Annotated in this window: 24 protein-coding genes; 19 read left to right on the top strand and 5 right to left on the bottom strand. The window is 35.8% G+C overall.

The genetic code is table 11. From position 1 onward, the window contains the following. Window positions 1–81 precede the first annotated feature (81 nt). The 6 genes from ACM6F9_RS04965 (at window position 82) to ACM6F9_RS04990 (ending at window position 3,969) form a co-directional block, all read left to right on the top strand. Entirely contained in the window at window positions 82–762 is a 681-nt protein-coding gene (locus ACM6F9_RS04965) for a hypothetical protein (RefSeq protein ID WP_414844674.1), read from the top strand. Then, window positions 762–1,322 (top strand): LemA family protein, encoded by a 561-nt coding sequence (locus ACM6F9_RS04970; protein ID WP_414844675.1) that lies wholly within the window; start codon window positions 762–764, stop codon window positions 1,320–1,322. Before ACM6F9_RS04965 ends, ACM6F9_RS04970 begins: the two co-directional genes overlap by 1 nt. Then, window positions 1,303–1,683 carry a hypothetical protein gene (locus ACM6F9_RS04975; RefSeq protein ID WP_414844676.1) on the top strand — a complete coding sequence of 127 codons (381 nt, stop codon included), beginning with the start codon at window positions 1,303–1,305 and terminating at the stop codon, window positions 1,681–1,683. The genes ACM6F9_RS04970 and ACM6F9_RS04975 overlap by 20 nt, the downstream gene beginning before the upstream one ends. A 19-nt stretch (window positions 1,684–1,702) precedes the next feature. Continuing rightward, window positions 1,703–2,356 carry a hypothetical protein gene (locus tag ACM6F9_RS04980; protein ID WP_414844677.1) on the top strand — a complete coding sequence of 218 codons (654 nt, stop codon included), beginning with the start codon at window positions 1,703–1,705 and terminating at the stop codon, window positions 2,354–2,356. Window positions 2,357–2,560: 204 nt separating this feature from the next. Beyond that, on the top strand, window positions 2,561–3,151 hold the full coding sequence (locus tag ACM6F9_RS04985; protein WP_414844678.1) for a hypothetical protein: 591 nt from the start codon (window positions 2,561–2,563) through the stop codon (window positions 3,149–3,151). Window positions 3,152–3,258: 107 nt separating this feature from the next. Then, on the top strand, window positions 3,259–3,969 hold the full coding sequence (locus ACM6F9_RS04990; protein ID WP_414844679.1) for a hypothetical protein: 711 nt from the start codon (window positions 3,259–3,261) through the stop codon (window positions 3,967–3,969). Between the two features lie 188 nt (window positions 3,970–4,157). On the opposite strand, the gene ACM6F9_RS04995 is transcribed toward ACM6F9_RS04990, so the two are convergent. From ACM6F9_RS04995 to ACM6F9_RS05005, 3 genes are all read right to left on the bottom strand, one after another. Next, complete coding sequence (locus tag ACM6F9_RS04995) at window positions 4,158–5,948, bottom strand: endonuclease (protein ID WP_414844680.1); 1,791 nt, start codon at window positions 5,946–5,948, stop codon at window positions 4,158–4,160. 354 nt (window positions 5,949–6,302) lie between these two features. After that, window positions 6,303–6,830, bottom strand: a complete 528-nt coding sequence (locus ACM6F9_RS05000) for a DUF4136 domain-containing protein (RefSeq protein WP_414844681.1) — start codon at window positions 6,828–6,830, stop codon at window positions 6,303–6,305. A gap of 1 nt (window position 6,831) precedes the next feature. After that, on the bottom strand, window positions 6,832–7,014 hold the full coding sequence (locus tag ACM6F9_RS05005; RefSeq protein WP_047434227.1) for a DUF5522 domain-containing protein: 183 nt from the start codon (window positions 7,012–7,014) through the stop codon (window positions 6,832–6,834). 40 nt (window positions 7,015–7,054) lie between these two features. On the opposite strand from ACM6F9_RS05005, the gene ACM6F9_RS05010 reads away from it, so the two are divergent. The 8 genes from ACM6F9_RS05010 to ACM6F9_RS05045 all read left to right on the top strand — a co-directional run bounded on the left by ACM6F9_RS05010 (window position 7,055) and on the right by ACM6F9_RS05045 (window position 15,919). Then, window positions 7,055–7,381, top strand: coding sequence for a hypothetical protein (locus ACM6F9_RS05010; protein ID WP_414844682.1), 327 nt, complete (start codon window positions 7,055–7,057; stop codon window positions 7,379–7,381). A 249-nt stretch (window positions 7,382–7,630) separates the two neighbouring features. After that, entirely contained in the window at window positions 7,631–8,539 is a 909-nt protein-coding gene (locus ACM6F9_RS05015; RefSeq protein WP_414844683.1) for a 1-aminocyclopropane-1-carboxylate deaminase/D-cysteine desulfhydrase, read from the top strand. A gap of 66 nt (window positions 8,540–8,605) precedes the next feature. Continuing rightward, window positions 8,606–9,664: a glucosaminidase domain-containing protein gene (locus ACM6F9_RS05020; protein ID WP_414844684.1), complete on the top strand. Its 1,059-nt coding sequence runs from the start codon at window positions 8,606–8,608 to the stop codon at window positions 9,662–9,664. Between the two features lie 15 nt (window positions 9,665–9,679). Next, window positions 9,680–10,645, top strand: coding sequence for a hypothetical protein (locus tag ACM6F9_RS05025; RefSeq protein WP_414844685.1), 966 nt, complete (start codon window positions 9,680–9,682; stop codon window positions 10,643–10,645). Between the two features lie 20 nt (window positions 10,646–10,665). Then, a complete protein-coding gene (gene hemL / locus ACM6F9_RS05030; protein ID WP_414844686.1) occupies window positions 10,666–11,955 on the top strand; it encodes a glutamate-1-semialdehyde 2,1-aminomutase in 1,290 nt (429 codons plus the stop codon). Window positions 11,956–12,181: 226 nt separating this feature from the next. Continuing rightward, the gene (locus tag ACM6F9_RS05035) at window positions 12,182–13,516 is read left to right on the top strand and encodes an amidohydrolase (RefSeq protein ID WP_414844687.1); all 1,335 of its coding nucleotides are present in this window, start codon (window positions 12,182–12,184) and stop codon (window positions 13,514–13,516) included. 239 nt (window positions 13,517–13,755) lie between these two features. Then, window positions 13,756–14,601: an AraC family transcriptional regulator gene (locus ACM6F9_RS05040; RefSeq protein ID WP_414844688.1), complete on the top strand. Its 846-nt coding sequence runs from the start codon at window positions 13,756–13,758 to the stop codon at window positions 14,599–14,601. A 79-nt stretch (window positions 14,602–14,680) separates the two neighbouring features. After that, a complete protein-coding gene (locus tag ACM6F9_RS05045; RefSeq protein WP_414844689.1) occupies window positions 14,681–15,919 on the top strand; it encodes an amidohydrolase in 1,239 nt (412 codons plus the stop codon). 385 nt (window positions 15,920–16,304) lie between these two features. Here the strand turns inward: ACM6F9_RS05045 and ACM6F9_RS05050 are convergent, their stop codons facing one another. Further along, complete coding sequence (locus tag ACM6F9_RS05050; protein WP_414844690.1) at window positions 16,305–17,714, bottom strand: hypothetical protein; 1,410 nt, start codon at window positions 17,712–17,714, stop codon at window positions 16,305–16,307. Window positions 17,715–17,756: 42 nt separating this feature from the next. Continuing rightward, the gene (locus ACM6F9_RS05055; RefSeq protein ID WP_414844691.1) at window positions 17,757–20,546 is read right to left on the bottom strand and encodes a TonB-dependent receptor domain-containing protein; all 2,790 of its coding nucleotides are present in this window, start codon (window positions 20,544–20,546) and stop codon (window positions 17,757–17,759) included. 324 nt (window positions 20,547–20,870) lie between these two features. On the opposite strand from ACM6F9_RS05055, the gene ACM6F9_RS05060 reads away from it, so the two are divergent. From ACM6F9_RS05060 to ACM6F9_RS05080, 5 genes are all read left to right on the top strand, one after another. Next, window positions 20,871–21,545: a response regulator gene (locus tag ACM6F9_RS05060; protein ID WP_076596113.1), complete on the top strand. Its 675-nt coding sequence runs from the start codon at window positions 20,871–20,873 to the stop codon at window positions 21,543–21,545. A 48-nt stretch (window positions 21,546–21,593) separates the two neighbouring features. Continuing rightward, window positions 21,594–22,625: a sensor histidine kinase gene (locus ACM6F9_RS05065; RefSeq protein ID WP_105701743.1), complete on the top strand. Its 1,032-nt coding sequence runs from the start codon at window positions 21,594–21,596 to the stop codon at window positions 22,623–22,625. Between the two features lie 134 nt (window positions 22,626–22,759). Beyond that, a complete protein-coding gene (locus tag ACM6F9_RS05070; protein ID WP_414844692.1) occupies window positions 22,760–23,359 on the top strand; it encodes an IS1096 element passenger TnpR family protein in 600 nt (199 codons plus the stop codon). A gap of 149 nt (window positions 23,360–23,508) precedes the next feature. Continuing rightward, window positions 23,509–24,858: an alpha-amylase family glycosyl hydrolase gene (locus ACM6F9_RS05075; RefSeq protein ID WP_414844693.1), complete on the top strand. Its 1,350-nt coding sequence runs from the start codon at window positions 23,509–23,511 to the stop codon at window positions 24,856–24,858. A gap of 151 nt (window positions 24,859–25,009) precedes the next feature. Then, the gene (locus tag ACM6F9_RS05080; protein WP_414844694.1) at window positions 25,010–25,450 is read left to right on the top strand and encodes a hypothetical protein; all 441 of its coding nucleotides are present in this window, start codon (window positions 25,010–25,012) and stop codon (window positions 25,448–25,450) included. Window positions 25,451–25,728: the final 278 nt, after the last annotated feature.

Raw genomic sequence — 25,728 nt, forward strand, 5'->3', positions numbered from 1 at the left:
TCATATATAGGATATATTATTCTGGGAATAATAGCATCATGTTTTATTTATTTTATATTATGGATTATTTTCAAAGAAAAAATGCCATTACATGAATATGCTTATGAAATTGCCAATAACTATGACAGCTATGCGGAAAAGGCAATAATAATTATTCCTTTAGTGGTTTTTATTCTGATCTTTATTACTTTAATGAAACCCAGTGCCGGAAAACGTTTTTTACGTTTACAGTCATTGCTCCCAACTTCAAAAATTCATTCAGTAGCCAAAGGACTGGTAGAAATTGAAGGCGCTTTAATCATGAAGAATTCTTTATTCTCACCAGTGAAAAATGAAGTCTGTATCGGGTATTATTATACTATAGAAAATATAAACAGAGATTCGGATGGTAAAGAAACGTACCGCACCATTCACAGAGAGACCCAGTGCAATGTTTTTCAGGTAAAAGATGATAGCGGAATCATAGAAGTACAGCCGGAAGGGATAGAGCTGGTTTTGCTGGGAGAAACCAATATAAGCAGCCACAGCGGTAAAAGGTATAAAGAAACCCTTTTAAAAGAAGGGCAGAAGATGCTGCTGGTAGGCTATGCCGATTCCAGAAACGGAACCCCTTTCATCAGAAAAGATGAACATTATAAAGTCCTCGGGATTACTTCCTCATCAGGAATCACGGTTTGGAACAAATACCAGCCATTGCTGAGGTCATTTATGTTTACCTGTTCCATTATCTTTTTAATAATTATTTATATACTTACACAATAATGAATCAGACGGTCGCAATCATATTACTTATTCTGCTGGGAGTAGTTATCATCAGCTTTTTGATCAATCTTTATAACAAGTTGGTCATGCTTAAATTTAATGTTGATAAAGCCTACGGAAATATTGATGTAGTGTTGAAACAACGTGCGGATGAGATTCCCAATCTTGTCACCGTTGCCAAACACTTTATGAACTATGAGGAAAAACTTCTTGCCCGCCTTACAGAACTCAGAACTTTTTATAATAACAGTACTGATGCAGATAAAAGAACAGAGCTTGCCAATGAAACCTCAAAAGCACTTTCTTCATTCTTTGCTGTTTCAGAAAACTATCCCGAACTGAAGTCTAATAATAATTTTCTTGAACTGCAGAAAAGGATTTCCGATCTGGAGAACAAAATAGCAGACAGAAGAGAATTTTTTAACGACAGTGTTAACCTTTATAACATCGGAATTCATGAATTTCCCAATGTAATATTGGCAAAAATGTTAGGCTATAAAGACAAAACATTACTGGAAATTACCAACGAAGAAAAACAGTATGACGGGGTTCAGTTTTAATACTTTCTTCGGATTGGAAGGTCAAATAGCCAATTACCCGGAAGTAACCATTTTCGGAGCGATGTTTCTGCCGCTTTTGTTGTTTGTTCCGATTGCTGTGATAGGATGGATCTTTAGAAAGTTAAAATTCAATATGTATATCATTCATGTATTGATGTATACTTTGCTTTTTACATTTATAATAGGAGCACTCACTATATTTATACTTTTTTTTATTACCGATAAAAATGGAGTAAAACTAGCCTATTGCTGGCTTACAGTCTTTGCCGGAATGTTTTTTTTCAGCCTGATCAATGCCAATACCATTACTAAAATGTTTACCGATTGGTCTAAAATAATTAAAGAAAAAGAAAATCAGTAATTTTGATAAAATATTGAACATGATGAAAAAAGCAAGAGTGCTGATATTGATTTTTGTAGTATTGATCAATATCTGTTGTGGAAATAAATCATTTGACCTATCATCAGTTGCATTAGGTGATGATGCAAAGAAGTATGATTTTGAAAACAAAGATTTATTTCTGAAGGATGCAACAAAACCGGAGATCATTCAATATTATGCCAATGAAAACAAAGGAGTAACCTATGGAAATATACCATTAGATAATATGATGGGTACAAGGATTACAGTATACAAAGGAAAAGTAGGGGCCCTCGATACCAATGCTGCTGGAAAATATTCTCTGGAATTTGTGGAAAGAATAGTAAAAAAGCATGGGAAACCTACCGCTTCTATTACAGATAAAGCAACTGTAGATGCCAAACTGGTAAAACCCATTTTTGAAAAGCTTAAAAAACTTTCTCCTGAAAAAGTTACATGGAATCAAAATGAGAAAAATTCTTTTATATATCCTACTTCTTTCTTTTGGGATGATGGAAAAAACTATTCCATATTAAGTATCTCTATTGAAGATGATGGAAAAATAAGAAATAAGTATATTTCTGTAACCAAAGATGCCTACCGTAATAATGCCGTTTTTGGATTGAAATATCCCGCACCTCCTGCCTCTCCATGGTATAAGTATATGAACTAAGATCCACTTCATAAGGAAAAAGAAGAATTGAGAAAAAAGATCAAATTATTGAAGCAATATTCAGATATTTCTACCAGTTTTTAAAATAGAATAGATGGGTGTTAAAAAAAGAAAAACCATACATAGTATATAATATTTTAGGAATAATAGCTGCAGGCTTTATGTATTTTATTCTGTGGATTAAAAATGATTAATATTCATACAATGAAAAATCTTATCTCATTATTTAGTTTGTTGGCTATCGTGTCCTGCAATGGACAGACCGATTTAGAATCCTTTAAATTTGATGAAAAACTGTCGGATAACAGTTTGAAGGGAGAAAAGGAGACAGAAGCCAATTACGGATTATTATCTTATAAACAGGCCAATATTAATAATTATAAGCTGGGAACAGCCACATTTTCCGAATATGCAGTGCCTAAAGGGTATGAGTATTCCAACAATAATCTGGCGTTATTTGTAAACTCTTATCAGAACAATCAATATCTGGGATTTGTATTGAACCTCGCTAAAGAAGACGAAGGAAAAAAACTGATCGATTATCTGACTAAAACATACGGTAACCCGGAAAAAAGATCTACAGATAAAACCGGAGTTGCTTACTTTTGGGATGCATCAGCTAAAAATAAATGGCTGTTTTTAACTCAAACACAGGAATTGACCCAAAGCAATACAAAATATACCAATACCAAACTGATTGTCGTAAAGAAAGGAACCAGAGTGGAGAATTCTTCAGACCCAGGTACATTCTCTGTCTTAGATAGTTTTACCCTTGCTTATAAGTATATGAATTAAATAAACGGAGTTAAAATAGAACAAAAACAAATAAAAAAGTATTTCCGTATACTTGAATCCATGTTTTTCTGTTCTATTATTGATAACCTGATGCTAACACTAACATTATGAAAAGATTGAAATATATACTACCAATAATCTGTTTGACTTTTGTTTCATGCGGTGATCAAAGAAATAAAGCGCCCGCATCTGTTGTTGAAACAAAGGGGAGTACTCAGACAGAACCCTTTAACCTTGCCAAAATTGCTGTAGGACAAAATATCAATGAAATTCTAAAATCTGCTGGTGCAACTGAAAAAGAAGCAGTACGCACCAATGACGTTACCTTAATTGGAAATGAAAAATTGGCTTTTTCATCAAAAGAACTGTTACATTTCAACGGAATAGATCTGGAAGGGAAAAATGATAAGAATACCAATAAAGTAATTCTACACTTTGGAAAAGTAGACGAGGAAATAGGCCCTCTCGCCAATGAAAAAGAAGACCAATTGGGAATGTATCAGCTTGATATTTATACAGAGGAAGAAAAAACGGCACTCCTGGATAATCTGAATAAAACACTTCAGAAACCTAGCTTTGATACCATCCGTGAAGGATTTGAATCAGAAGTGAAAGATAATGAGATCATCCAGACGCATAACAAACTCAGACAGGAAGTGGCGATCTGGAGAAACAAAGATATGCTCTATTACTATTGCGAAACCAAAATAGATAACAAACCAGACGAATACCGCTGCAATCTCTTTGTCTTCAGAAATAAAGAATGGAAAGACCTCCTGAAAGGATCAGGATATCCTGATCTGGATAAAATTCATTGAATTACGATAAAAACAAACAAAAAAATAAAACATTCGATTAGTCAAATCAGCTTGCTGATTCCTCTTTGCTCCCTAAAATAAGGAATCATAAAAATAAAACCTTTGCGTCAAAAAAACATTAATCTGTAAAAAACAAAAATGCCAATCTAAAAAGACCGGCATTTTTTATATTAAATTATTGTTCAAACTTATTTCACTATAAACTGTATCGTCACCTGATCCAGTTTCAAAATATAAACTCCCTGACCCAAATTTCTTGTTTTAATAGAATTTCCATTTCTGAAAGGCTGATCTACCGTCTGAAGAGTTTTCCCCTGAAGATTATAAATCTCAGCTTTCTTTACCTTCTGAAGATCTCCTTTTACAAAAATCTCCTGATTGGTAATAGGATTTGGAGAGATTTTAAAACTATTAGACGCTGTTTCTGCAGCTGTACTTTGAGCCATTCTTGCTGAAGAACCGGAATAGCAGGTCCATGCAAGATCATCAATAGCCACTCTGTTGCTGGTTGAATTATTCACAAGACTTACCACTACATTTCCGGAAATATTAATATTATTGATGGTTGTAGTTGCTGCCGAAGCACTGTAAGGAATCGTTCCCACAGTTGTGCCATTTACCTTTACATCAAAAGTATCATTAGAACCTGTAAATTTAAGCTGTGTAGTTACTGTTAAAGATCCGATACCATTAGCAGAACTGCTTGAGGTTAATGAACCATTTCGTACCGTAATCGCTTTATTATTAAGAGTCTGATCAGTTCTTGCATCTGTAGCCGTCCAGGAAATACCATTATTGCTCCATGTTCTGTTTGAATAAGAAGCGCTGGCAGCTGGAATAGTTTCAAAACTTTCATTCACACAGTTCGTAGCCGGAGTAGTTGTTCCTGCATTGGTTGTCCCGGAAACAGTAGAACTATTTGATGAAGAATTTCCTGCTGCATCCTTCGCAACAACATAAAAGCTGTAAGTAGTAGAAGAAGTAAGACCTGAAATGGTTGTTGAATTTGAACTAACTGTAGTTTTCAGGCTCCCATTCATATAAACGTTATACGCAGTAACCCCTACATTATCAGTAGAAGCTGTCCAGGCAAGAGAAATGCTGCTGGAAGTTTTTCCTGAAACATTCAGACCCGTTGCTGCAGTAGGTGCCTGAGTATCGCCTGAAGGCTGTTGAGAGCCCCAGATTTGATTTACATAACCAGGATTGTCAATAAACGGATTTCTGTTACCCTGATAAGTATAAGACGCATTATTTCTCTTAATCTCAGCCTGAGAAACCGGATCCTGATTATGCCAGGCAAGAAGAACATTCAGTTCCCATGTCTGCAGCCCCGGGAAAGTAGGACTTCCCAGCATATTCCCTGATGAAAAAGAAGAAAGTTTGCTTTGATAGCGCGTTACAAAATAGAAAATCATACGGGCAACATCCCCTTTAAACTCGTCAATCGGCTCAAAAACCGTCCCCGAATATCCTGAAGAAGCCGATGTTCCAAGCTTTGATCCATTCATTGAAGTGAAAGAAGCACTTCCAACTTTTCCGTAAGGATAATTACTTCTCATTCCGTTTACCTTTCCGTCCGTAGCTCGGATAAAATGAATATCCGCAACCATTGGAGAAGCCTCACTAAAAAGACTTTGAGGAACAACGTGCTCTCTGTTATAGCAATTTCCTTCCGTAGAATACGTACCACATTGGTTGGTTCCAGGAGTGTATTTGTAAGGATCAGTACCGTTAGGCTTTTCAGAATACATATCAAGGATAGAACCATCATTTTCGTAGTCCTTATCAATATCAGTAGTTTTATAGGCCGTCCACAATCCGTTGTAGCCTTTATCCTGATGTCCGCTGGAGATGATGCTGCTTAATGCAGTTTTTAGTGCCGCACCGCTCAGTCCGTTGGCAGAATTGTAGTATCCTGCAGGAGCTTGAGCGTGGGCAAGTCCTGCAAATACAGAAAATAAGATGATTTTTTTCATATCAATACAAGTTTCAACAAGAATACCACAATTTTGTGAATAAAAAATTACGTAATCGTTAATTTTAAATGTACTGCATGTAAGAAGCGATACATGTGAGTTTCTGGGTTGCGGGCTTCGGGTTTGTGAGATACGGGTTTAAAGTTTTTGCGTTTTAGATTTTAATCTCAATATTTTCTAAATTCAATAGGGGTGGGCTTTAGCCCGCCTTATAAATTATATTTCTACATCCGGCTTTAGCCAAAACTTTAAAAATAAAAAGGACATTTTTGAAAATTCATGTAATCCGTAGGAAAAGATCATAAAAAAAAGCCAGTACAAAAGTACCGGCTTATATAATGGATGACTTACATCTTATTTTCTTTGTGGTGGATAATTTTTCATAATCTCAGCCAGGATTTCAGGAATCTGTCTCTGTTTTGCTTTTGGTGAATCTACAGAAATTCCGCTTCCGATACCTTGCCAGACCAATTTGTTGGTTTTAGCATCAATAAGGTCTACGATCAAAGCTCCTTCATTATAATTCGTGGTCCATGTTCTGCTCATGCCAACACCCCATCCGAATGATCCACCCCATCCCCACATTCCGTAAGGTGAAGCTGAATTAATATCGGTTACTTTCTTATGATTTGCTTTTAAGTTGATAATCAGATCAGGATTTTCTCCAGACTGAAGACCTTTGCTCTGAAGCTGTCTGGACAGTTCGTTCAGTACTCTGTCTTTGTCAATATCATTCAATTTTAAATCATCAATTCTTATCTTATAAGTTTTGAAAGAATTGAAGTTGGCTGTTTCAGCATAATCTGAACGTACTTGAAAAGGGCTGCATGAAGTTAGACCTAATGTAGCAGATGCCAACAAGATAAAAATATATTTTTTCATTTTATTTATTTTTTTTATCGCTTTTAATGAATGTATCAGTCTTTTTATCGTACCCGTAAGGACAGTGTCTGCAACCGCTTTTACAGCAATATCCTCTTTTCAGATGAAATTTTTCTGTAAAAACCTTGTACCCCTGTTCATTATAGTAGAAGTCCTCACCTTCTTTGATGTCATAATGGGCCATAAGTTAAACGCTAGTCAAAAAACTTTTTATATTTGTTACTATGATAATTGTGTGCCAAAAGCCTTTAAAAAAATTAAAAATTAATGGCATTGCTCTATTTCCCTTTATCTTCATTAGGAAACCCGAAGATAAGGAAAATAATGTATTGATCAATCACGAAAAAATCCATTTGCGGCAACAGCTGGAAATGCTTGTCGTTTTCTTCTATATTTTCTACGTCATTGAATATTATTACTGGTTTTTCAAGCTCAAAGACGGTTATCTGGCCTACAAAAGAATCTCATTTGAAAGAGAAGCCTATGCTAATGAAAAGAACCTGAATTATCTCAAAAAAAGAAAATTCTGGAGTTTCAGGAAATATTTGTAAAGTGAACGTTGGGGTTTGGGATATGGTTTTTGGATATCAATTTTGATGTTCTTTATATTCAATAGGAACGGGCTTTAGCCCGTTTATCAAATAAATAAAAAATTCATTCGGCTTTAGCCAAAACCTAAAATTATCAAAACAGTCACCCGTGAAAATCTGTATGATCTGTGGGAAAACAAACAAAATCCCGCAAGATTAAATCTTTTCCTACTTTTGCAAAAGAATAAACAATGAATCGTCAAAACTGAAATGCTATTAAAACTTCCAACAGAACCTGTCCTTATTCAGGAAATTCCCATTCATAAAAATATAAAACTGTTCATTAAAAGGGAAGATCAGATTCATCCACTGATTTCAGGCAACAAATACTGGAAGCTTTTTTACAATATTAATCACTATCTGGAAAAAAATCCCGATAATCCTTATATTATTACTTTTGGAGGAGCTTTCTCTAATCATATAGCCGCTGTTTCAGCAGTTGGTAATATGGCAGATATTCCGACACTGGGCATTATCAGAGGAGAAGAACTGCAGCATAAATGGCGTGATAATCCTACTTTACTGTTTGCCAAAAGAAACGGAATGAACCTGAAATTTGTCACCCGTGAAGAATATCGCCACAAAGAAAAACTCACAGAATTCCTTCAGCACGAGTTTCCGGAGGCGTTAGTAGTTCCGGAAGGTGGTACCAATGAAGACGCTGTAGAAGGGGTGAAAATGATGCTCAACGAACAAACAAAAGATTTTGACTATCTTTGCACCGCAGTTGGAACCGGAGGAACCATTGCAGGAATTTCGAAATTTTGTGAAGACAATCAGAAAGTTATAGGATTTAAAGTCGTTGACGATGCTTCACTGGAGAATAAAATTTTTGAATTAACTTTGAGACAGAATTTCAATCTAATAGATTCATGTTTTGGAGGTTATGGTAAAATAAGTGATGAAAACATCCGTTTTATCAATGATTTCAAAGAGAAATATGGTATTCCTTTAGAACCGATTTATACAGGAAAAATGATGGAGAAAGTTTTCGAACTTATTGAAGAAGATTATTTTCCTGAGAACAGCAGGATTTTGTGCTTTCATACTGGCGGATTGCAGGGAATTGAGGGAGCTAATCTGCTTTTAGAAAAACAGAATAGAAATTTAATTATATAAGTAAAATTGAAAAACATGAAACACTTAGTGTTCCATCTTTCATTTTAAAACAATAAAAATTATAAGATGAAAAGACTTTTCCTATCCATAAGCCTTTTAGTTTTATCAAAATTTTCTGCCCAATCTTGGGCAACCGAAGATCAGTATATTCAGAAGTTTGCTAAATATGCCGTAGAAGAAATGGAAAAATATAAAATTCCTGCTTCTATTACCCTTGCCCAGGGATTATTGGAAACCGGGGGCGGGCAGAGCAGACTGGCACTGGAAGGTAAAAACCACTTCGGTATAAAATGTAAAGAAGACTGGACCGGTAAAACGATGAAACATACCGATGATGCTCCTAATGAGTGCTTCCGTGTGTATGAAGATCCAAAACAGTCTTACGAAGACCACTCTATATTTTTAGCTACCAGAAAATATTACACGAATCTTTTCAATCTGGATATGAAAGATTACAAAGCATGGGCTTACGGGTTAAAAAAAGCAGGTTATGCTACCAACCCACGCTATGCTTCCATTCTTATCACTAAAATTGAGAAGTATAAATTATACGAATACGACAATACCAATTCTAATGAAGTATTGTATGCAGTTCTTAAAATGTACCCGGATCTGAAAGACGACAGGACTTTCATGGCACAGCTGGAACCTTCAAAAGCTACCAGAAAAGCCAAAGAGCCGGTTACAGTAGAAGTTCCTTATAAACAGACTTCCTACGCACAACAACAAAAAAGAGTAGAGAGAATCAAAACGAAAGCTGAAATTCTTAATTCTATTCTTATCAAAAGTCACCCGAATGATGGGCTGAAATATATTGTCATTCCTGAAGATACGGATGTGAAATTCATTGCCAACAAATTCAAAGTAAGCGAAAGCAGACTGATGAAATGGAATGAACTGGAAAATGAAAGCTTAAAGAAAAATGATATCGTTTTTCTTGAATCCAAAAATTCGACAGGAAATACAGCGACTTACAAAGCTGAATCCGGAGAAGATATGCATGATATTGCACAAAAATTCGGAATCAAATTAAATAAATTATATGCTAAAAACAGAATGGATGAAGGACAGCAGCCTTCTGCAGGGCAGTTGATTTATTTAATAGACAAAAAACCACGAAACTAATACCCTCCCAAAACCATGAGAATTTTAAATATGAAATCTAAATATCTGTTGATATTTCTGATATTCATGTCATGCACAATATTTTCTCAGGAACAAAATTATATTCCTTACAGAAAAGGAAAGCTATGGGGATTGTGTGATACCAATAAATTTATAGCTGTACAGCCTCAATATAGTAGTGTAAGCAGATATGACGAATCCATAGGAGGGTTTCATGCAGAGCAAAATGGTCGATTTGGAATCATAGATCGGAATGCAGTTATGATCATGCCATTTATTTCAAATACACCCATATCTGTAGATGGAGATAAATATCTGGTTTTTGATGGGTGGGATTATTATTACTATTCCATCAAAACAAAAATGCGTCTTGATAGATATATTAAGCAGGAAAGCTATCCTATAAGAGACCGCGGCTGGGAAAATGATCCGGTTTACAGTAGTAATGTAAAACTTACATTAAGTAGGGATGATCTTGATGATGATGATCTTGATATGCTGGAGCCCTATGATAATGATGGCTATCAATTGAATTATAAAGACCGTTTTTTGGAGATATTATCAGGTGATACCTATGTTGGAATTTATATTCCTAAACTTAAGAAAATAATCCTCAATACACCGGATATGGCATACGTGGGATGGCAGTTTTATAAAGGAAAGCCCTATATTTTTACGACCAGTATCTCAGGCCTGTTTGGATTGGCAGACGAAAACCTGCGGGAAATTTATCCTATACGGTATAATATGATCAATCTGATAGATGACAGCCAACTGGTTGTTCTTTCGGAGCCTGATCCAAATAATAATAAGAATTTAATTTTTAAGACAATTCTTCCCAATAATAAGGTTTTATATGGAAAGTTTGAGCCAGGTATGATAGTTTGGAAGAATGGTAATCCTTTTCAGATTTATTACACAATAATTAATGGGCAGAAAAATTATGCAGGAGAAGATGGAACCCTTTATTTTGAGGGTTAAATAATAAAATAAAAGAAAAAATGAAGTATCAGAGAAGTTCGGCTTTATTTGATGAAGCCTACAAATACATTCCGGGAGGAGTAAACTCTCCGGTAAGAGCATTCAAATCCGTTGGAGGAGTGCCCGTTTTTATGAAATCGGCAAAAGGAGCTTACCTTACCGATGCAGATGATAATACTTACATTGATTATATCAACTCATGGGGCCCAGCCATTTTAGGACATACCCATCCTGAAGTATTAGAAGAACTGAAAATACAGGCAGAGAAAGGATTCTCTTTCGGTGCACCTACAGAGCTGGAAACAGAAATTGCAAAATTCATTATTGAAAATGTTCCGAATATTGACCAGATCAGAATGGTTTCTTCAGGAACAGAAGCATGTATGAGTGCAATCAGACTGGCAAGAGGATATACAGGAAGAGATAAAATTGTAAAATTTGAAGGTTGTTATCATGGACATTCAGATTCATTCCTGATCAAAGCGGGAAGTGGTGCTGCTACATTCGGAAACCCGAATTCTCCAGGGGTAACTGCCGGAACAGCAAAAGATACTTTGTTAGCCCGTTATAATGATTTTGAACAGGTTGAGGATTTATTCCGTCACAATCAGGGAGAGATTGCAGCGGTAATTATAGAACCTGTTGCAGGGAATATGGGTTGTGTATTGCCAGAAAATGATTTCTTACAAAAACTGAGAAAAATCTGTGACGAAAACGGAGCTTTATTAATCTTTGATGAGGTGATGACTGGTTTCAGATTAGCGTTCGGAGGAGCTCAGGAACTTTTCAATGTAAAAGCAGACTTAGTGACTTACGGAAAAGTAATCGGAGGAGGTCTTCCGGTAGGAGCTTTTGCAGGAAGAAATGAAATTATGGATCACCTGGCACCGAAAGGAGGAGTATACCAGGCTGGAACATTAAGCGGAAATCCTTTAGCGATGAGAGCAGGATTAAAAACACTTCAGCTTATTAAAAATGATCCTGAATTTTTCAACAGATTAGAGAAGACAACGGAAACATTAGATTTTGAAATCGGAAAAATTCTGAACGAAAAAGGAATCGCTCACAGAATCAACAGAAAAGGTTCTATGATGTCTGTATTCTTTCATATCAAAAGCGTTTCCAACTTTGATGAGGCACAGGAAGCAAATCATTCATTGTTTAATAATTTCTTCCATCAGATGCTTCAGAATGGGGTATATCTTCCACCAAGTGGTTATGAAACGTACTTCATCAGTGATGCAATCAAAGATAAAGAGATTGACAGGACACTGGAAGCTGTAAGGAAATTTGAATATTCAAATAAATAAATATAAACAAGACCGGATTTTAGATCCGGTTTTTTTATGCAAAAGAATTTCATGTTTCTTTGTAATGGATATCTTTCTTTATTGTAGTATTGAAAAGTAAATTAAGCAGATCATAAAGCATTCCTCCTAAGAAATCATCACAAAGCATAAATCATACAAATTTTGTAATAAACCATACACCTCGGTCAGAGCACTTCTTTTTAATTTTGTATTAAATAGATTGGAAATGAAGACTTCAGGCAATGGCATCTCCCGTAAAGATTTTATCCGGCATTCAGCTTTGGCTGTAGCGGGACTCACTTTAATACCTAATATGATGAATGCATCACCTTTCTTAGATCAAAATAATACTTCGGTAAAGGGAAAAATGAGCCTGAAAAATGTTCGTCTGGAAACAGGTTTTGAGTACCAGGATGGGGAAGTAGCCTCTACCAAAACTGATCTGTTTTATGTGGAAGTTGAAAACGGAAAAATTACAAAGATTGCACCCAATCAGCCCAATGCTAAGGCCGTAGATGCAAAAGGTCTGCTGATGCTTCCCGCATTTAAAGATATGCATATTCACCTTGATAAAACCTTTTATGGAGATCAGTGGCAAGCGGTTCGAAAAAGAACCGGAGGTATCAAAGGAATGATAGAACTGGAGCAAAAAATGCTTCCTGAAATGTTGAAGAATTCAACCTTTAAAGCAGAAAAGCTGATCGAGCTATTGCAATTGAAAGGAACTTCCTATGCTAGAAGCCACGTGAATATTGAACCCACTTCAAAACTTCAGTCATTAAAAAACCTGCAGAAAGCTTTAGAAAATAAAAAGAAAAGCTTTGGAGCGGAATTGGTTGCCTTTCCACAGCATGGAGTGTTTTATACGGATTCTGTGCCTTATCTGAAAGAAGCGGCAAAGATGGATATTGATTTCATCGGAGGAGTAGATCCTTTCAACATAGACGGAGATATTGAAAAAGTGCTAGATTTTACTGTTCAGCTTGCTTTGGATAATAAAAAAGGAATAGATATTCACCTGCATGAAACCGGAGATTCCGGATTGAAAACGGTTGAATATCTGATTAAAAAAGTAAATGAAAACCCTTCACTGAAAGGAAAAACTTATCTAAGCCACTGTTTTGTCCTTGGAAAATTAGAAGCCGCCAAACAGGAAGAAATCGCTGAGAAATTGGGTGAAGCACAGATCGGAATTGTCTCCACAATCCCTTTCGGAAGGCTCATCATGCCTATACCAACGCTTTACAAGCATAACGTAACTGTTCTCACCGGAAATGACAGCATTATAGATCACTGGAATACTTTCGGAACAGGAAGTGTGCTTCAGAAAGCCAATTTAATGGCTCAGTTGTATGGATATTCCACAGAATTTTTATTATCAAGAAGTTTAAAACTGGCAACAGGAAATATACTGCCGTTAGATGATAAAGGAATCCAGCAATGGCCAAAATCAGGAGATAAAGCGGATTTTGTATTGATCAACGCAAGTTGTTCTGCAGAAGCGGTATCAAGAATTTCAGAGGTGGAATCATTAGTACACGATGGAAACATCGTCTTTTAATCCAATATACAAAGCGATAAATAAATTTATATATTTTAGTTGTGTTTTTTTGTAACCGCAAAGGGTGTAAAAGTTTTACGGGGGAAAGCCAGAGAATTTATTAAGATTTTCGGAGACAGCCACAGAATGCAGGTAGAAGCGGAAGATAGAGTGGTTAAGATAAAACTTTTGTTCCTTTTGTGGTTATTTTAATTTTTTCTCTTACAAATTTTAGTAATTTTAGGAGAAAATCAGGCAGAGTGGCTTACCATACAGATCATTTTCCTATTTTGGGAATTCAGGAATTTATTGAAAATCAGCTGAAAGGCTGTAATCTGCTGTTTAATGATCTTTCCGGAGCACGCTCCATTGATGATCCCCACAAACATGATTTTTTTATCATCAATCTTTTCGAGCAGGGAGTCGGTTCACATACCATAGATTTTACAGAATATCAGGTAAAAGACTATCAGATTCACCTTGTTTTTCCAGATCAGGTGCACCAATGGGTGATTGAAAAGGAAACCATCGGTTATCAGTTGATGATCAGCAGAGATTGGTTTGAAAGTTTTCTGCCGTCTTTAAGGTTTTCCGCATCCTATTACCAAAATCATCCGGTGATCAATCTTTCCAAAGAAGTTTTTGAAACTTTTCTGTATGAATTTCAGGAAATCAAAAAAGAGCTGAGCAATGAAAAGATATTTTGGGAATTGATTCAGAAAAGAAGTGAATTGATTGGTTTGCTGGTAAGTAAATCTGTGGAAGGGGCTTTCAAAGACTTTGAAGTCTATAATTCAAATCCTATTATTTCAAAATTTCTGCATTTTATTGATGAACATTTCAAAACAGAAAGATCCGTTTCTTTTTATGCAGATAAACTGAATATCTCTGCCAATTATCTGAATATAGTCTGCAAAAAGAATCTCAATGCCTCGGCTTCGTCGCTTATTCAGGATCGTATTTTATTGGAAGCCAAAAGACTTTTAAAAGTTTCCGAAATGTCTGTGAAAGATATCGTATATGATCTCGGTTTCTATGACCATGCCAGCTTTTCAAAATTCTTTAAAGCACAGACGGGAATGACGCCATCCCAATTCAAAGAATAATCTGTACAAAACAAGACATAATTGATACACCGGTTTTACCCTAAAGCTGGGTTAATTTTGTATTGTTAAATTTAAAATCATGCAATTTCCCTATCAATTAACTGCAAAAGGAACATATTCCCTTAAAAATGTCCGCCTGGAAACAGGTTTTGAATACGAAAATGAAGAAGTTATCGGAACAAAAACTGATCTTTTCAGTATTGAAATTGAGGACGGAAAAATAAAAACAGTCAAAGCGAATGATCAAGCTTCCAAAGCAATAGATGCTAAAGGATATCTGATGCTACCAGCCTTTAGGGATATGCATATCCATCTGGATAAAACATTGTACGGTCTCCCATGGCAGGCACTTTCTCCGAAAAGAAGAACGGTGAAAGATATGATTGCTTATGAACAGGAAATCATTCCTGAGTTGTTGAAAACTTCTGTAAGCAGGGCAGAACAATTGATCAGCCTGCAGCAGCATTACGGAACTCATTTTTCAAGAACCCATTTCAATATTGATCCCACATCAGGACTGAAATCGCTGGAGCATCTTGAACAGGCTCTTGAAAATAAAAAAGATTCTTTTAAAGCCGAACTGGTAGCCTTCCCGCAGCATGGAGTATATTACACGGAATCGGCTCCTTTGATGAAAGAAGCAGCCCAACTGAAAAGTGTGAGCTTCATCGGTGGATTGGATCCATTGAGTATTGACGGAAGTATTGAGAAGGTAATGGACTTTACGGTTCAGCTGGCTTTAGACAATAAAAAAGGAATAGATATTCACCTGCACGAAGTAGGAGAGTCCGGAATGAAAACAATCAATTATCTGATTGACAAAGCAATCGAAAATCCGGCACTTCAGGGAAAAACATTTGTAAGTCATGCATTTGCTTTAGCGCATCTTTCACCTAAAGAAACTGAGCAGATCGCAGAAAGATTAGCTGCAGGAAAAGTAGGAATCGCTTCTTCTGTACCTTTCAAAGGAACGGTGATGCCTATTCCAACCCTGAAAAAATATGGGGTTAATGTGTTGATCGGAAATGATAATGTACAGGATTACTGGAGTACTTTCGGATCCGGAAGCATGCTGCAGAAAGCCAATCTGATTGCAGAATTGTACGGCTATGCTACAGAATATGCCTTGTCAAGAGCTTTGCAGTTTGCTACTCAAAGTATTCTTCCTCTGGATGAAAAAGGAAATCAGCAATGGCCTAAAGCTGGTGATGAAGCTGCCATTGTTTTTGCGGATGCTTCATGTTCCGCAGAAGCAGTTTCCAGAATGTCTGAAATAAAAGCCCTGATGAATGACGGGAACTTATTTTGGAGAAATTAATTTGAAGTATATATTTTTTATACACTTGTTTTTTGTAATCGCCATCAGATGTTTTTCTGGTGGCTTTTTTTTAATTATAAATTATAAATTATAAATGATGAATGATGAGGTTTCGGGTCTCTTCTCTATCAATAGGAATGGGTTTTAGCCCATTTATTAAATAGAAGAATCATTCGTCCGGCTTTAGCCAAAACTTATGAAAGAACAATCAGTGTTCAACCCAAACAACTACTGTTCATATTCCCTTTTCTGCTTTTACAATATGAACACCTCTTAATATTGATTTCAGCAGACAACCCTACTCATTGATCATAATGATAAAAAAAGCCCCCGGAAAATATTTCCGAAGGCCTTCTATTTGAAATTAAATCTAAGTACTATAATGTTATAAGTTGAAGTTTGTCCATCCTGCATACCAAGTATCGTTGGCATCTTTTACTGCACCTCTGTAAGTAACCTGTGTGAACCAAGTTGCTAATTTAGGATTAGTGAATGCTCCTCCAGTTAATAGCGGAGAACCAGCATTAGGAGTAAAGTTTGGTGTAGTTCCTGCAGGAGCCCAAGCACCAGCAAGTTTTACATCAGCAGTAGAAGCAAGGATTGTATTTCCTTTAGCATTAAACCAATTTGTAAGATCTGTTAATGTATACGTTGTCGGAGTAGATGTAGATGGTCCGAATTTTAAAGGAGTTGTATTTCCTGCTAAAACGTTGTTTTCAAAGAATAATTTGTTACCTACAATATTGTTATCCGTTGGAGCTCCTTTCGTAGCATCAATGAATAAACCTACAGGGAATCCTGTGAATGCGGAGTTGAATACAGAGATAGAAGAGTTTCTTCTGATCTGTAATGCATTCTGGAATAATGCGTTGATAGATCCTGGAGCTGCAGAGTTGATTGGCCCGATGATCGTCATGTTAGAGAACGTAGCCGAAGTTTGAGGTGTTAAAGTAGAACCGTTAGCATCATTATCAGATTCAAAAGCGTTAGAACCTGAAACGTCTGCTACCTGAGAATCTCTTACTGCAATACCAAACTGAATATTTCCTGAGAAACCATTGTCAGTATCGAAATCGTCATCAAGACCTTTGTAAGAAATAAGGTGAGAACAGTTTACCGTTCCTCCAAACCACTCGAAACTGTCATCATTAGCATAAGCAACTTCTACGTAATCTACTGTAGTTCCGTTACCTACACCACCGAAAGTAAGTCCGTTGATTTCTTTATCTGGTAAGAATGCATATCCTGCATATTCTATTCTTACATATTTTAATACACCACTGTTGTCAGCAGCATTGTTTCCACCGTAAAGTCCAAGACCTTCAGAGTTGTTGATACCTCCTTCAATCTCTCCAACTCCGTTTGCTCCACCGAAAGAAGCATTAGTAGGAGCATTTCCTAAGATTACTACACCTGCCCAGTCTCCTCTCTTAGGACTTGGTTTTTCAGAAGTGAAGATAATTGGGTTGGCAGCAGTACCTTCTGCCATGATTTTGCTTCCTTTTGTAATGATCAAAGCTCCGTTTTTATCAGCCTCACCTACAATTTTTGTACCTGGCTCGATCGTTAAAGTAGCTCCGTTAGTTACATATACTAGTCCTCTTAGCTTATAAATTTTGTTAGCTTTAAGCGTCATACTGGAAGTGATCTTTCCTGAAAGAATAAGGTTTTCAGTATCTCCGTTTCCGTTACCTCCATTTTGAATAATGGTAGGTCCATCTTCTTCTATATTTCTACAAGCGGTAGTTGATACTATAGCGCCAAGCATTAAAGAATATAAAACGAACTTTTTCATGTTATAAAGAATTAAATTATTTATTAGATTATTTTGAGTAAATTAAAAATTGTATCCCAGTGTTAAACTGATATTGGTTCCTGAAAGTCTTTCAATAGCAAGAGCATCTTTGCTGTCATACTTACCGTTGTCGTTCAGGTCATGGTAGAATTTGGCACGACGGTTCAGAATATCTGAAACATTCAGCTTGATCTCTCCTTTATTGCTCCAGATCTTTTTAGCAACCTGGAAGTCTAAAAGAGGTCTTGGTGCTTCCCAGATTGGTGGTACCTGATCATTTCCTACATAAAGGATTCTTCTTCCGATCATGTTGAATAATACTGTAGAAGACCATCCTGATTTTTCAGTATCATACTGAAGGCTTACGTTAACAGTATATGGAGATTGCCCCTGCATTGGTCTGTCAATCTTAGTAGCCTCGTCTGTTACTTTATTTTTAATTAAAGCTACGTTTCCACCCAGCGTAAAGTTTTTAAGAGCACTTACAAAATCCAGTTTTTTTCTTACTTCCAATTCTACCCCGTAAGCATCCGCTTTATCTACGTTAAGGTAGTTGAAGGTATTACTGGTTCCTACCCCAGACTGGTTGAAGTATAATTCGATAGGTTTTTTAAAGTTTTTATAGAAACCTGCTACGGATATGATTTCTCCGTTTCTTGGGTAATATTCCCAACGAACGTCGGCACTCGTGATTTTAGTTCTTTCAATAGATTTATTACCAATTACAGTGGCTCCAAGGTCAAAATCATAATATGCTAAAGGAGAAACCTCTCTGAATTCCGGTCTTACCACAGTTTGTGAACCTGCAACACGGATATTCATTTTAGGATTTACCTTGAATGTCAAGTTAACGGCTGGTAAAAAGTCTGTAACACGTGTGTTCACAAAACGGTCGTCACTTTTCTTTGTGCTTCCCACCAATTGGTCAAAGTTTTCAACTCTTAATCCCCAAACTGCTCTTAACCATGGTGTAAAGTTATTGTCAAACTGTAAATATCCTGCGTTAAGGATTGTATTGGCAATATATCTGTACTGGTTTCCTGCAATTTCATCAAATGTAAATCCACCATTACCTCCGAAATTCTCAGGATTGAAAATAGTTTCAAAAGGTTGGGAAAGTAATCCCTGGTTGAATTTTTCAAGTCTTACAGAGAATGGTCTTGAGTTGTATATTCTGTCTTTTACCTGGAATAAATAACCTCCTTTGATTGTTTGTTTCTGGCCAAACATTGTAAATGTTTTTGACACGTCACCTCCTGCATTGTATAGATAGTCACTTAAAGTAGAGTAGAATACACTTCCTGATTTTTGAGAAAGACCATTGGAAATCAATGCTAGATAAGGGCTTCCTGTCATGTTTGTGTATTGGTTATACTGCAAACGCTGAAGCAATGGAATATACTGATCCAGAATCCCGAAACTTCCGTACCAGTTTACGGTAAGTCCGCCAAGAACATCAATTTTGTGGTTACCGGTAAGGGTAGAGTTATAGAAAGTAGTTTCTTTAAATCCAATCTCCCTTGCCATAATGTTTGTTCCGTTGATCGGATCAAATTCAAAGTCCTTTCCTGTTCTGAAGGACATGTGGTTCACTGTATTATTCGTGATGATATTCTTTAGGGAAATTTTGTTGTTGCTGTTCAGCTTTAAAGCTAAGTTCAACATTCCTCCTAAAATAATATCATTGCTGTATTTTTCTGTAAAATAATCGAAGTTGGTATCAGCAAGCTGGTCGTTGATGGTAAAGAAACGGTTGGTAGATTCAGTTCTTCTTTTGTTGTTACTGTAGTTTAAAACTGCAATTACCCCTAAATCTTTTCCGAATACTTTGGTATTAAACCCTCCGTCTAACTGTAAACTGATATTTTCAGGATAACCGATACTGTTGTATCCCAAATTCTTTGTATATCCTTTGCCAATCTCTGTTTTTTGAGCTTCAGTCAAAATACTGAAAGCATTTTTTGCAGGCATATTGGTAGGAAGCTTTCTGTAACCGTCATCAATTCCTAAAAAGTCCCATTTTCCACCTTTCTGCATATGGAATTCCTGTCCCATAGTAGCCGTATTTCCTCCTACACCCACTTGTACATTGAAGAAATTCTTATTAGGAATATCTTTAGTATTTACCTGAATCAAAGCTCCTCCCCATTCTCCGGTATACTCAGGAATGAAGGTTTTATTGATAACAAGCGTTTCGATAACGTTAGCAGGGAAAAGATCAAAAGAGAAAGTCTTTCTGTCAGGCTCCGTACTGGATAACTGAATACCATTTAACATCGCTTGGTTGTAACGGTCTGACAAACCTCTTACTACGATATATTTTCCTTCAGATAAACTCACCCCGGAAACTCTTTTCAGAACTTCACCTGTGTTTCTGTCCGGACTTCTTTTAATAGCTTCAACACCGATAACCTGAGAAACTACACCAGCGTTTTTTTGTAAACCGATGGTAGAGGCTATGGTTTCTTTTCTTGCGTTAGATTTTATGACAACTCCCTCAATTTCTTTTTCTTTAGTAGAGGGCTTATCCAGAACGATATCAAGATGAGTATTACCTTCGTTTTTGATGATAACCTCGCTGATCTCTTTTCTGTTATACCCATTGGAGCTTACTGTTACAATGTAATTGGTACCAGGGGAAAGGTTGATAGAGTAGTATCCGGAAATGTCAGTCGTTACCTCCTGTCCATTTACTTTTACTTTTACCCCTTCTATAGGAGTGTTATCTTTCTCGTCCAATACCCTACCTTCCAAAATTTGGCTTTGTGCAAAAGCATAGCCAGCAGAAAACAAGGCAAGTAGCATAATGCTCTTGTGGAGTTGTTTTTTCATTTTACTTCTTTTACTTCTTTTTCAAGGGCAAAATAAAGGCTAAGTTTTTAGGAAAACTTTAGGATAATCTTAATTAATTGTGAAATTTGTATTAACGGATGAGCTGATTTTATAGTTATCAATGTTTTATTTATATAATTATAATTTTTGTTTTAATTTTAAATATTATTCCTTATATTTGATTTGTGTGTATTTATTTGTTAATTTTTTTATTGATTTTATAATTTTAAGTCAAAATGTGGTTTTTTAATAATTAGTTAACATTTGACGGATAGATGAAATCAATTGAAATAATTAATTTTGTGGGAATTCTTAAACTAGAAGATGAGCAAAAAAATTCTTTTAATAGACGATGAACTGGACATTTTAGAGATTCTGTCTTACAATTTGGAAAAGGAGGGGTATGATATCTATACAGCTACCAATGGTAATGAAGGTATAGAAAAAGCAAAGGAGATTGTTCCGGATCTTATCTTATTAGATGTCATGATGCCTGAGAAAGATGGTATAGAAACCTGTCAGGAACTTCGTAAAGTGAAAGAACTTCAAAAAACACTTATTGTGTTCCTTTCTGCAAGAAGCGAAGAGTTTTCTCAGTTAGCAGGTTTTCAGGCAGGCGCTAATGATTACGTCGTAAAACTGATTAAACCGAAAATCCTTATTTCTAAAGTAAATGCATTATTACAGCTAACCTCTCAGGTGTCTGATAATGCTAAACTAATCGAAATCGGAGACCTTGTTATCGATAAAGATAATTTCAGAGTTTCCAAAAGCGGACAGCAATTTCTTCTTCCCAAAAAAGAATTTGATTTGCTTTACCTTTTGGCTTCCAATACTGAAAAGGTTTTCAAGAGAGAAGAAATTCTGGAAAAAGTTTGGGGTAATGATGTGATTGTAGGAGAGAGAACTATTGATGTTCACATTAGAAGGCTTAGAGAAAAATTAGGAATCAATACGATTCAGACATTAAAAGGGATTGGATACAAACTGATCGTTTAATTCGCTAAAAATCTTAACTTTACGTTCAATCATTAAAACGTTGTAAAATTGAAATTTTACAGACTTACCCTCGTTGCCTCCTGTCTGTTGACACTGGTAATGTTCCTTTTAGTAGTCGTTTTCGATTCACTGAAAGATATCTATTATGAGACCCCTTTGTTTAAAACGGGTCTTTTCATCTGTATTGTCCTGATCTTTATGATCAACTGTGTCGTATTGGAACTCCTTTTCAATTACTACAGCAGAAAACAGGTAAAGGGACTTTCCGGTTTTCTTCCACAGGAAATAGTACAGAATCATGACGAAAATATCACCATTAAAGAATTAGGAGAAAGATTTTCAGATCTCAATCAGCAGCAGGTATCAGAAATTGATATGATGAAAGAGATGGAAAGCTACCGTAAAGAATATATCGGAAACGTTTCCCATGAGCTGAAAACTCCTCTGTTTTCTATCCAGGGATATGTAGAAACCTTAAGAGACGGTGGAGTAGATAATCTCACCATCAGAGATAAATATTTGGAAAGAATAGACATATCTGTAGAAAGACTGATTGCTATTGTGAAAGATCTGGATATGATCAACAGGCTGGAAGCCGGCGAAATTAATCTTACCGTTTCAAAATTTGATGTCAACCTTCTGATCAAAGAGATTTTTGATCTTCTTGATCTTGAAGCTGAAAAAAGAAATACAACATTACAGATTCAGACCCTGCATCCACAGATCTTTGTGGAAGCTGACAAACAGAAGATTTCCCAGGTTTTTATTAATCTTATTTCCAATGCTATTCATTATGCTAACAGACAGGAAGCAAAAGTAATCGTAAAAACCAGCGTCCTGAAAAATAAGGTGCTGATAGAAGTCATAGACAACGGAATGGGAATCAAATCTGAGATTCTTCCAAGAATCTTTGAAAGATTTTATCGTGTAGAAACAAGCAGAAGCAGAAGAGAAGGAGGCTCCGGGCTTGGATTGGCGATCGTAAAACACATCCTTGAAGCACATAACGAAAATATTACCGTAGAAAGTGTCTACCTTGAAGGGACCAAATTCAGTTTTATGCTTGAAAAAAGTAAATAATTCTGGCAAAATGTAAGAAAAAAAAATATTTTAAAAAATCCTGAAATATTTTTTTGTCACATGTCATTTATTATATATTTGCAACAGAGATTTATCATAATTATAAAGGCAAAAAAGTAATTTAAGAAACTGATATGGTTTACAAAATCCGCGTAATATTAGATGCGAAAGAGGATATTTTCCGTGATATCGAAGTTAAGGGAAAACAAACGTTATGGAACTTACATTTAGGAATTAAAAGTGCATTCAGTCTGCAGGGAGATGAGCTTTCTACTTTTAATCTGTTAGAAGATGACGGAACAATCGTAAAAAGTGTCCCATTAGAAGATATGAGTGATGATGGTGATGGTGAGATTATGTCAGATGTTTACATTGATGAAGCTTTTGCAAATGTAGGCGACAAAGCACAGTTCCAGTACGGACTTCTTGATCTTTGGGAATTCTTCTGTGAGCTTGTAGAAGTAATTGAAGAAACAAAAGGCGTTAATTATCCTATCACTGTATACAGGTTTGGAAACGTTCCATTGAAAGCTCCTAGCAAAAACGGAAGTGCAGGAGGATCTAAAAAGAAATCAGCAATGCCTTTGGCAGATGACGAGTTTGGTTTTGAAGATGATTTCGGAGCAGGAGGTAATTTTTCAGATGAAGATGATGACAGCTTTGATGATGAGGAAGAAGAAGACTATAATGACGATGTCTTTGATGATGAAGATGACAACGACGACGAAAGATAATCAACACAATATATGGCCCTGGATTCTGATCCGGGGCTTTTTTATGGCAAAAAGTAAAATAGTAAAAAAGGTAATTTACAAATAAGCTGATTTTATCATTTCTCCTTTCCACCCAAAAAACATTCCTTACTTTTGTTAAAAATATATTGATGAAAAAATTAATTTTATTAGCTGTAATTGGTCTGGGAATTGTTTCCTGTACCACTCAAAAAAATACAAAGAAGATGACAGAACTGCCAAAAGATTGGAAACACACTACAAATATTTATGAAGTAAACGTAAGACAATATACTCAGGAAGGAACTTTCAAAGCATTTGCAAAAGAAATGCCCCGCCTGAAATCTATGGGAGTAAAAACACTTTGGTTTATGCCCATTACCCCAATTGCCCAGCAGAATAAAAAAGGAAGCATGGGCAGTCCTTATGCAGCAGCAGATTATACTTCCATTAATCCCGAATTCGGAACGCTGCAGGATTTTAAAGATATGGTGAATGAGGCACACAGATTAGGATTCAAAGTAATCATAGACTGGGTGGCTAATCATACAGGATGGGATCATGTATGGACGAAAACACATCCCGAATTTTATCTGAAAGATCCCGATGGGAAATTTCATATTGCTTCCGGAATGGACGATATTATTGAGTTGGATTATAAAAATCCGGAAATGCGTCTGGCTATGATAGATGCTATGAAATTCTGGGTGAAAGAAACCAATATTGATGGTTTCCGATGTGACCTTGCTTCATGGGTAGAAGTAGATTTCTGGCAGCAGGCACGCCCCGAAGTAGAAAAAGTGAAACCTCTTTTCTGGCTGGGAGAATTCGATGAATTAGAAAGCCCGGAGTACGGAAAAGTTTTCGATGCCAGCTATTCCTGGAAATGGATGCATAAGACTGCTGACTATTACAAAAAAAATGAACCTCTTCAGGAATTAAAAGATCTTCTGAGACAGTATTCCAATATCGGAGATACTTCTATGAGAGCTTGGTTTACCGCAAACCATGACGAAAACTCATGGAACGGAACCGAATATGAAAAATATGGAGTCATCACAAAACCTATGGCTGTATTTTCTGCTACATGGAATGGTGTTCCGTTATTATACTCAGGGCAGGAGCTTCCGAATATGAAAAGACTGGAGTTTTTCGAGAAAGATGTCATCAAGTGGACCAATACTTATCAGCTGGCCGGTTTTTATAAAACATTATTAGATTTAAAAACTTCTAACCCTGCTTTAAAAGGAGGAGACCCTAATGTGACTACATACCTGCTGAATACAACGGCAAACGATAAGATTCTGGCTTATATAAGAAAAAACGGAAAAGACGAAGTATTAGTAGTGCTGAATATGTCAAAAGAACCTGTTAACTTTTCTATTGAAGACGAACATGTATCAGGAACATTCAGAAATGTTTTTGATAAAACAAAAAGAGATTTCAGTAATGGAAAGGACTTCAGCTTCAAGGTTTCTGATTATGCCGTATTTGAAAAATAAGCAGTAAAGCCCTTGAAATTCTGACTGAAATAATGGAATCTTAACGATTAATCTTTAAAAGTACTCAATTCCCCTCCGCTGGAGGGGTTTTCAAAATCTATGATTTTGACAAGATAGCTTTTACCGTTCACCATAAAACAATGATCACTCAATGAATAAACAGGAAATAATCAATATCATAAAAGCAAAAACTACCGACAAAATCAAGTATTTTGAAAACCTTATCGCAGAAACACGAGCTTCCAACAACGATACGAAAAGCTCAATGGGCGATAAATATGAAACAGGAAGAGAAATGCTTCAGCAGGAAATAAATAATCTGCAAAGACAGTTGAATGAAGTATTGAACCAGCAGGCTGTTTTGCAGAAAATAACGTCTGAGCCTTCAGGAAAAGTTCAGAACGGCGCATTGGTAAAGACTGATAAAGGATTGTTTTATGTTGCGGTTTCCATGGGAGAAGTTTTTCTCGGAGACAAGAAGATTATAACTGTCTCTGTAGATTCTCCTCTTGTAAAAAAAATGTTGGGTAAAAAAAATGAAGAGAAGTTTATAATTAATAATATTCATCACATTATTAAATGTATCTGGTAATAGTACGGTGTAATTAATACCATGTAATATATTTTTTCTGTTATTTTTTTTCTAAAAATATGATCATATATTCAATTAAAAAGGTAAATAGAATGAAAGTTTAGATAATTTTTTTATTGATTAATATTTGATTCTTAATAAAAAATATAAACGTGTTTTTATTTTTTATTGTATTGTATTTTTTATTTTAATTGTATTTTATTATATTTTTTATTGTTTAATGTTATTTTGGTTGATTTTTTGTGTGTTTATTTGGTGTTTTATTGATTATTTGATAA

The organism is Chryseobacterium sp. IT-36CA2 (genome assembly GCF_949767875.1).
Lineage (GTDB): Bacteria > Bacteroidota > Bacteroidia > Flavobacteriales > Weeksellaceae > Chryseobacterium.

Bases quoted from the DNA above. Each gene is read 5' to 3' on its own strand.
- ACM6F9_RS04970 (WP_414844675.1), top strand. From the start codon at position 762: ATGAATCAGACGGTCGCAATCATATTACTTATTCTGCTGGGAGTAGTT.
- ACM6F9_RS04990 (WP_414844679.1), top strand. From the start codon at position 3,259: ATGAAAAGATTGAAATATATACTACCAATAATCTGTTTGACTTTTGTT.
- ACM6F9_RS05010 (WP_414844682.1), top strand. From the start codon at position 7,055: ATGATAATTGTGTGCCAAAAGCCTTTAAAAAAATTAAAAATTAATGGC.
- ACM6F9_RS05005 (WP_047434227.1), bottom strand. From the start codon at position 7,014: ATGGCCCATTATGACATCAAAGAAGGTGAGGACTTCTACTATAATGAA.
- ACM6F9_RS04985 (WP_414844678.1), top strand. From the start codon at position 2,561: ATGAAAAATCTTATCTCATTATTTAGTTTGTTGGCTATCGTGTCCTGC.
- hemL (WP_414844686.1), top strand. From the start codon at position 10,666: ATGAAGTATCAGAGAAGTTCGGCTTTATTTGATGAAGCCTACAAATAC.
- ACM6F9_RS04975 (WP_414844676.1), top strand. From the start codon at position 1,303: ATGACGGGGTTCAGTTTTAATACTTTCTTCGGATTGGAAGGTCAAATA.
- ACM6F9_RS05015 (WP_414844683.1), top strand. From the start codon at position 7,631: ATGCTATTAAAACTTCCAACAGAACCTGTCCTTATTCAGGAAATTCCC.
- ACM6F9_RS05025 (WP_414844685.1), top strand. From the start codon at position 9,680: ATGAGAATTTTAAATATGAAATCTAAATATCTGTTGATATTTCTGATA.
- ACM6F9_RS05080 (WP_414844694.1), top strand. From the start codon at position 25,010: ATGAATAAACAGGAAATAATCAATATCATAAAAGCAAAAACTACCGAC.
- ACM6F9_RS05045 (WP_414844689.1), top strand. From the start codon at position 14,681: ATGCAATTTCCCTATCAATTAACTGCAAAAGGAACATATTCCCTTAAA.
- ACM6F9_RS05020 (WP_414844684.1), top strand. From the start codon at position 8,606: ATGAAAAGACTTTTCCTATCCATAAGCCTTTTAGTTTTATCAAAATTT.
- ACM6F9_RS05075 (WP_414844693.1), top strand. From the start codon at position 23,509: ATGAAAAAATTAATTTTATTAGCTGTAATTGGTCTGGGAATTGTTTCC.
- ACM6F9_RS04980 (WP_414844677.1), top strand. From the start codon at position 1,703: ATGATGAAAAAAGCAAGAGTGCTGATATTGATTTTTGTAGTATTGATC.
- ACM6F9_RS05055 (WP_414844691.1), bottom strand. From the start codon at position 20,546: ATGAAAAAACAACTCCACAAGAGCATTATGCTACTTGCCTTGTTTTCT.
- ACM6F9_RS05000 (WP_414844681.1), bottom strand. From the start codon at position 6,830: ATGAAAAAATATATTTTTATCTTGTTGGCATCTGCTACATTAGGTCTA.
- ACM6F9_RS04965 (WP_414844674.1), top strand. From the start codon at position 82: ATGCCATTACATGAATATGCTTATGAAATTGCCAATAACTATGACAGC.
- ACM6F9_RS05070 (WP_414844692.1), top strand. From the start codon at position 22,760: ATGGTTTACAAAATCCGCGTAATATTAGATGCGAAAGAGGATATTTTC.
- ACM6F9_RS05050 (WP_414844690.1), bottom strand. From the start codon at position 17,714: ATGAAAAAGTTCGTTTTATATTCTTTAATGCTTGGCGCTATAGTATCA.
- ACM6F9_RS05060 (WP_076596113.1), top strand. From the start codon at position 20,871: ATGAGCAAAAAAATTCTTTTAATAGACGATGAACTGGACATTTTAGAG.
- ACM6F9_RS05035 (WP_414844687.1), top strand. From the start codon at position 12,182: ATGAAGACTTCAGGCAATGGCATCTCCCGTAAAGATTTTATCCGGCAT.
- ACM6F9_RS04995 (WP_414844680.1), bottom strand. From the start codon at position 5,948: ATGAAAAAAATCATCTTATTTTCTGTATTTGCAGGACTTGCCCACGCT.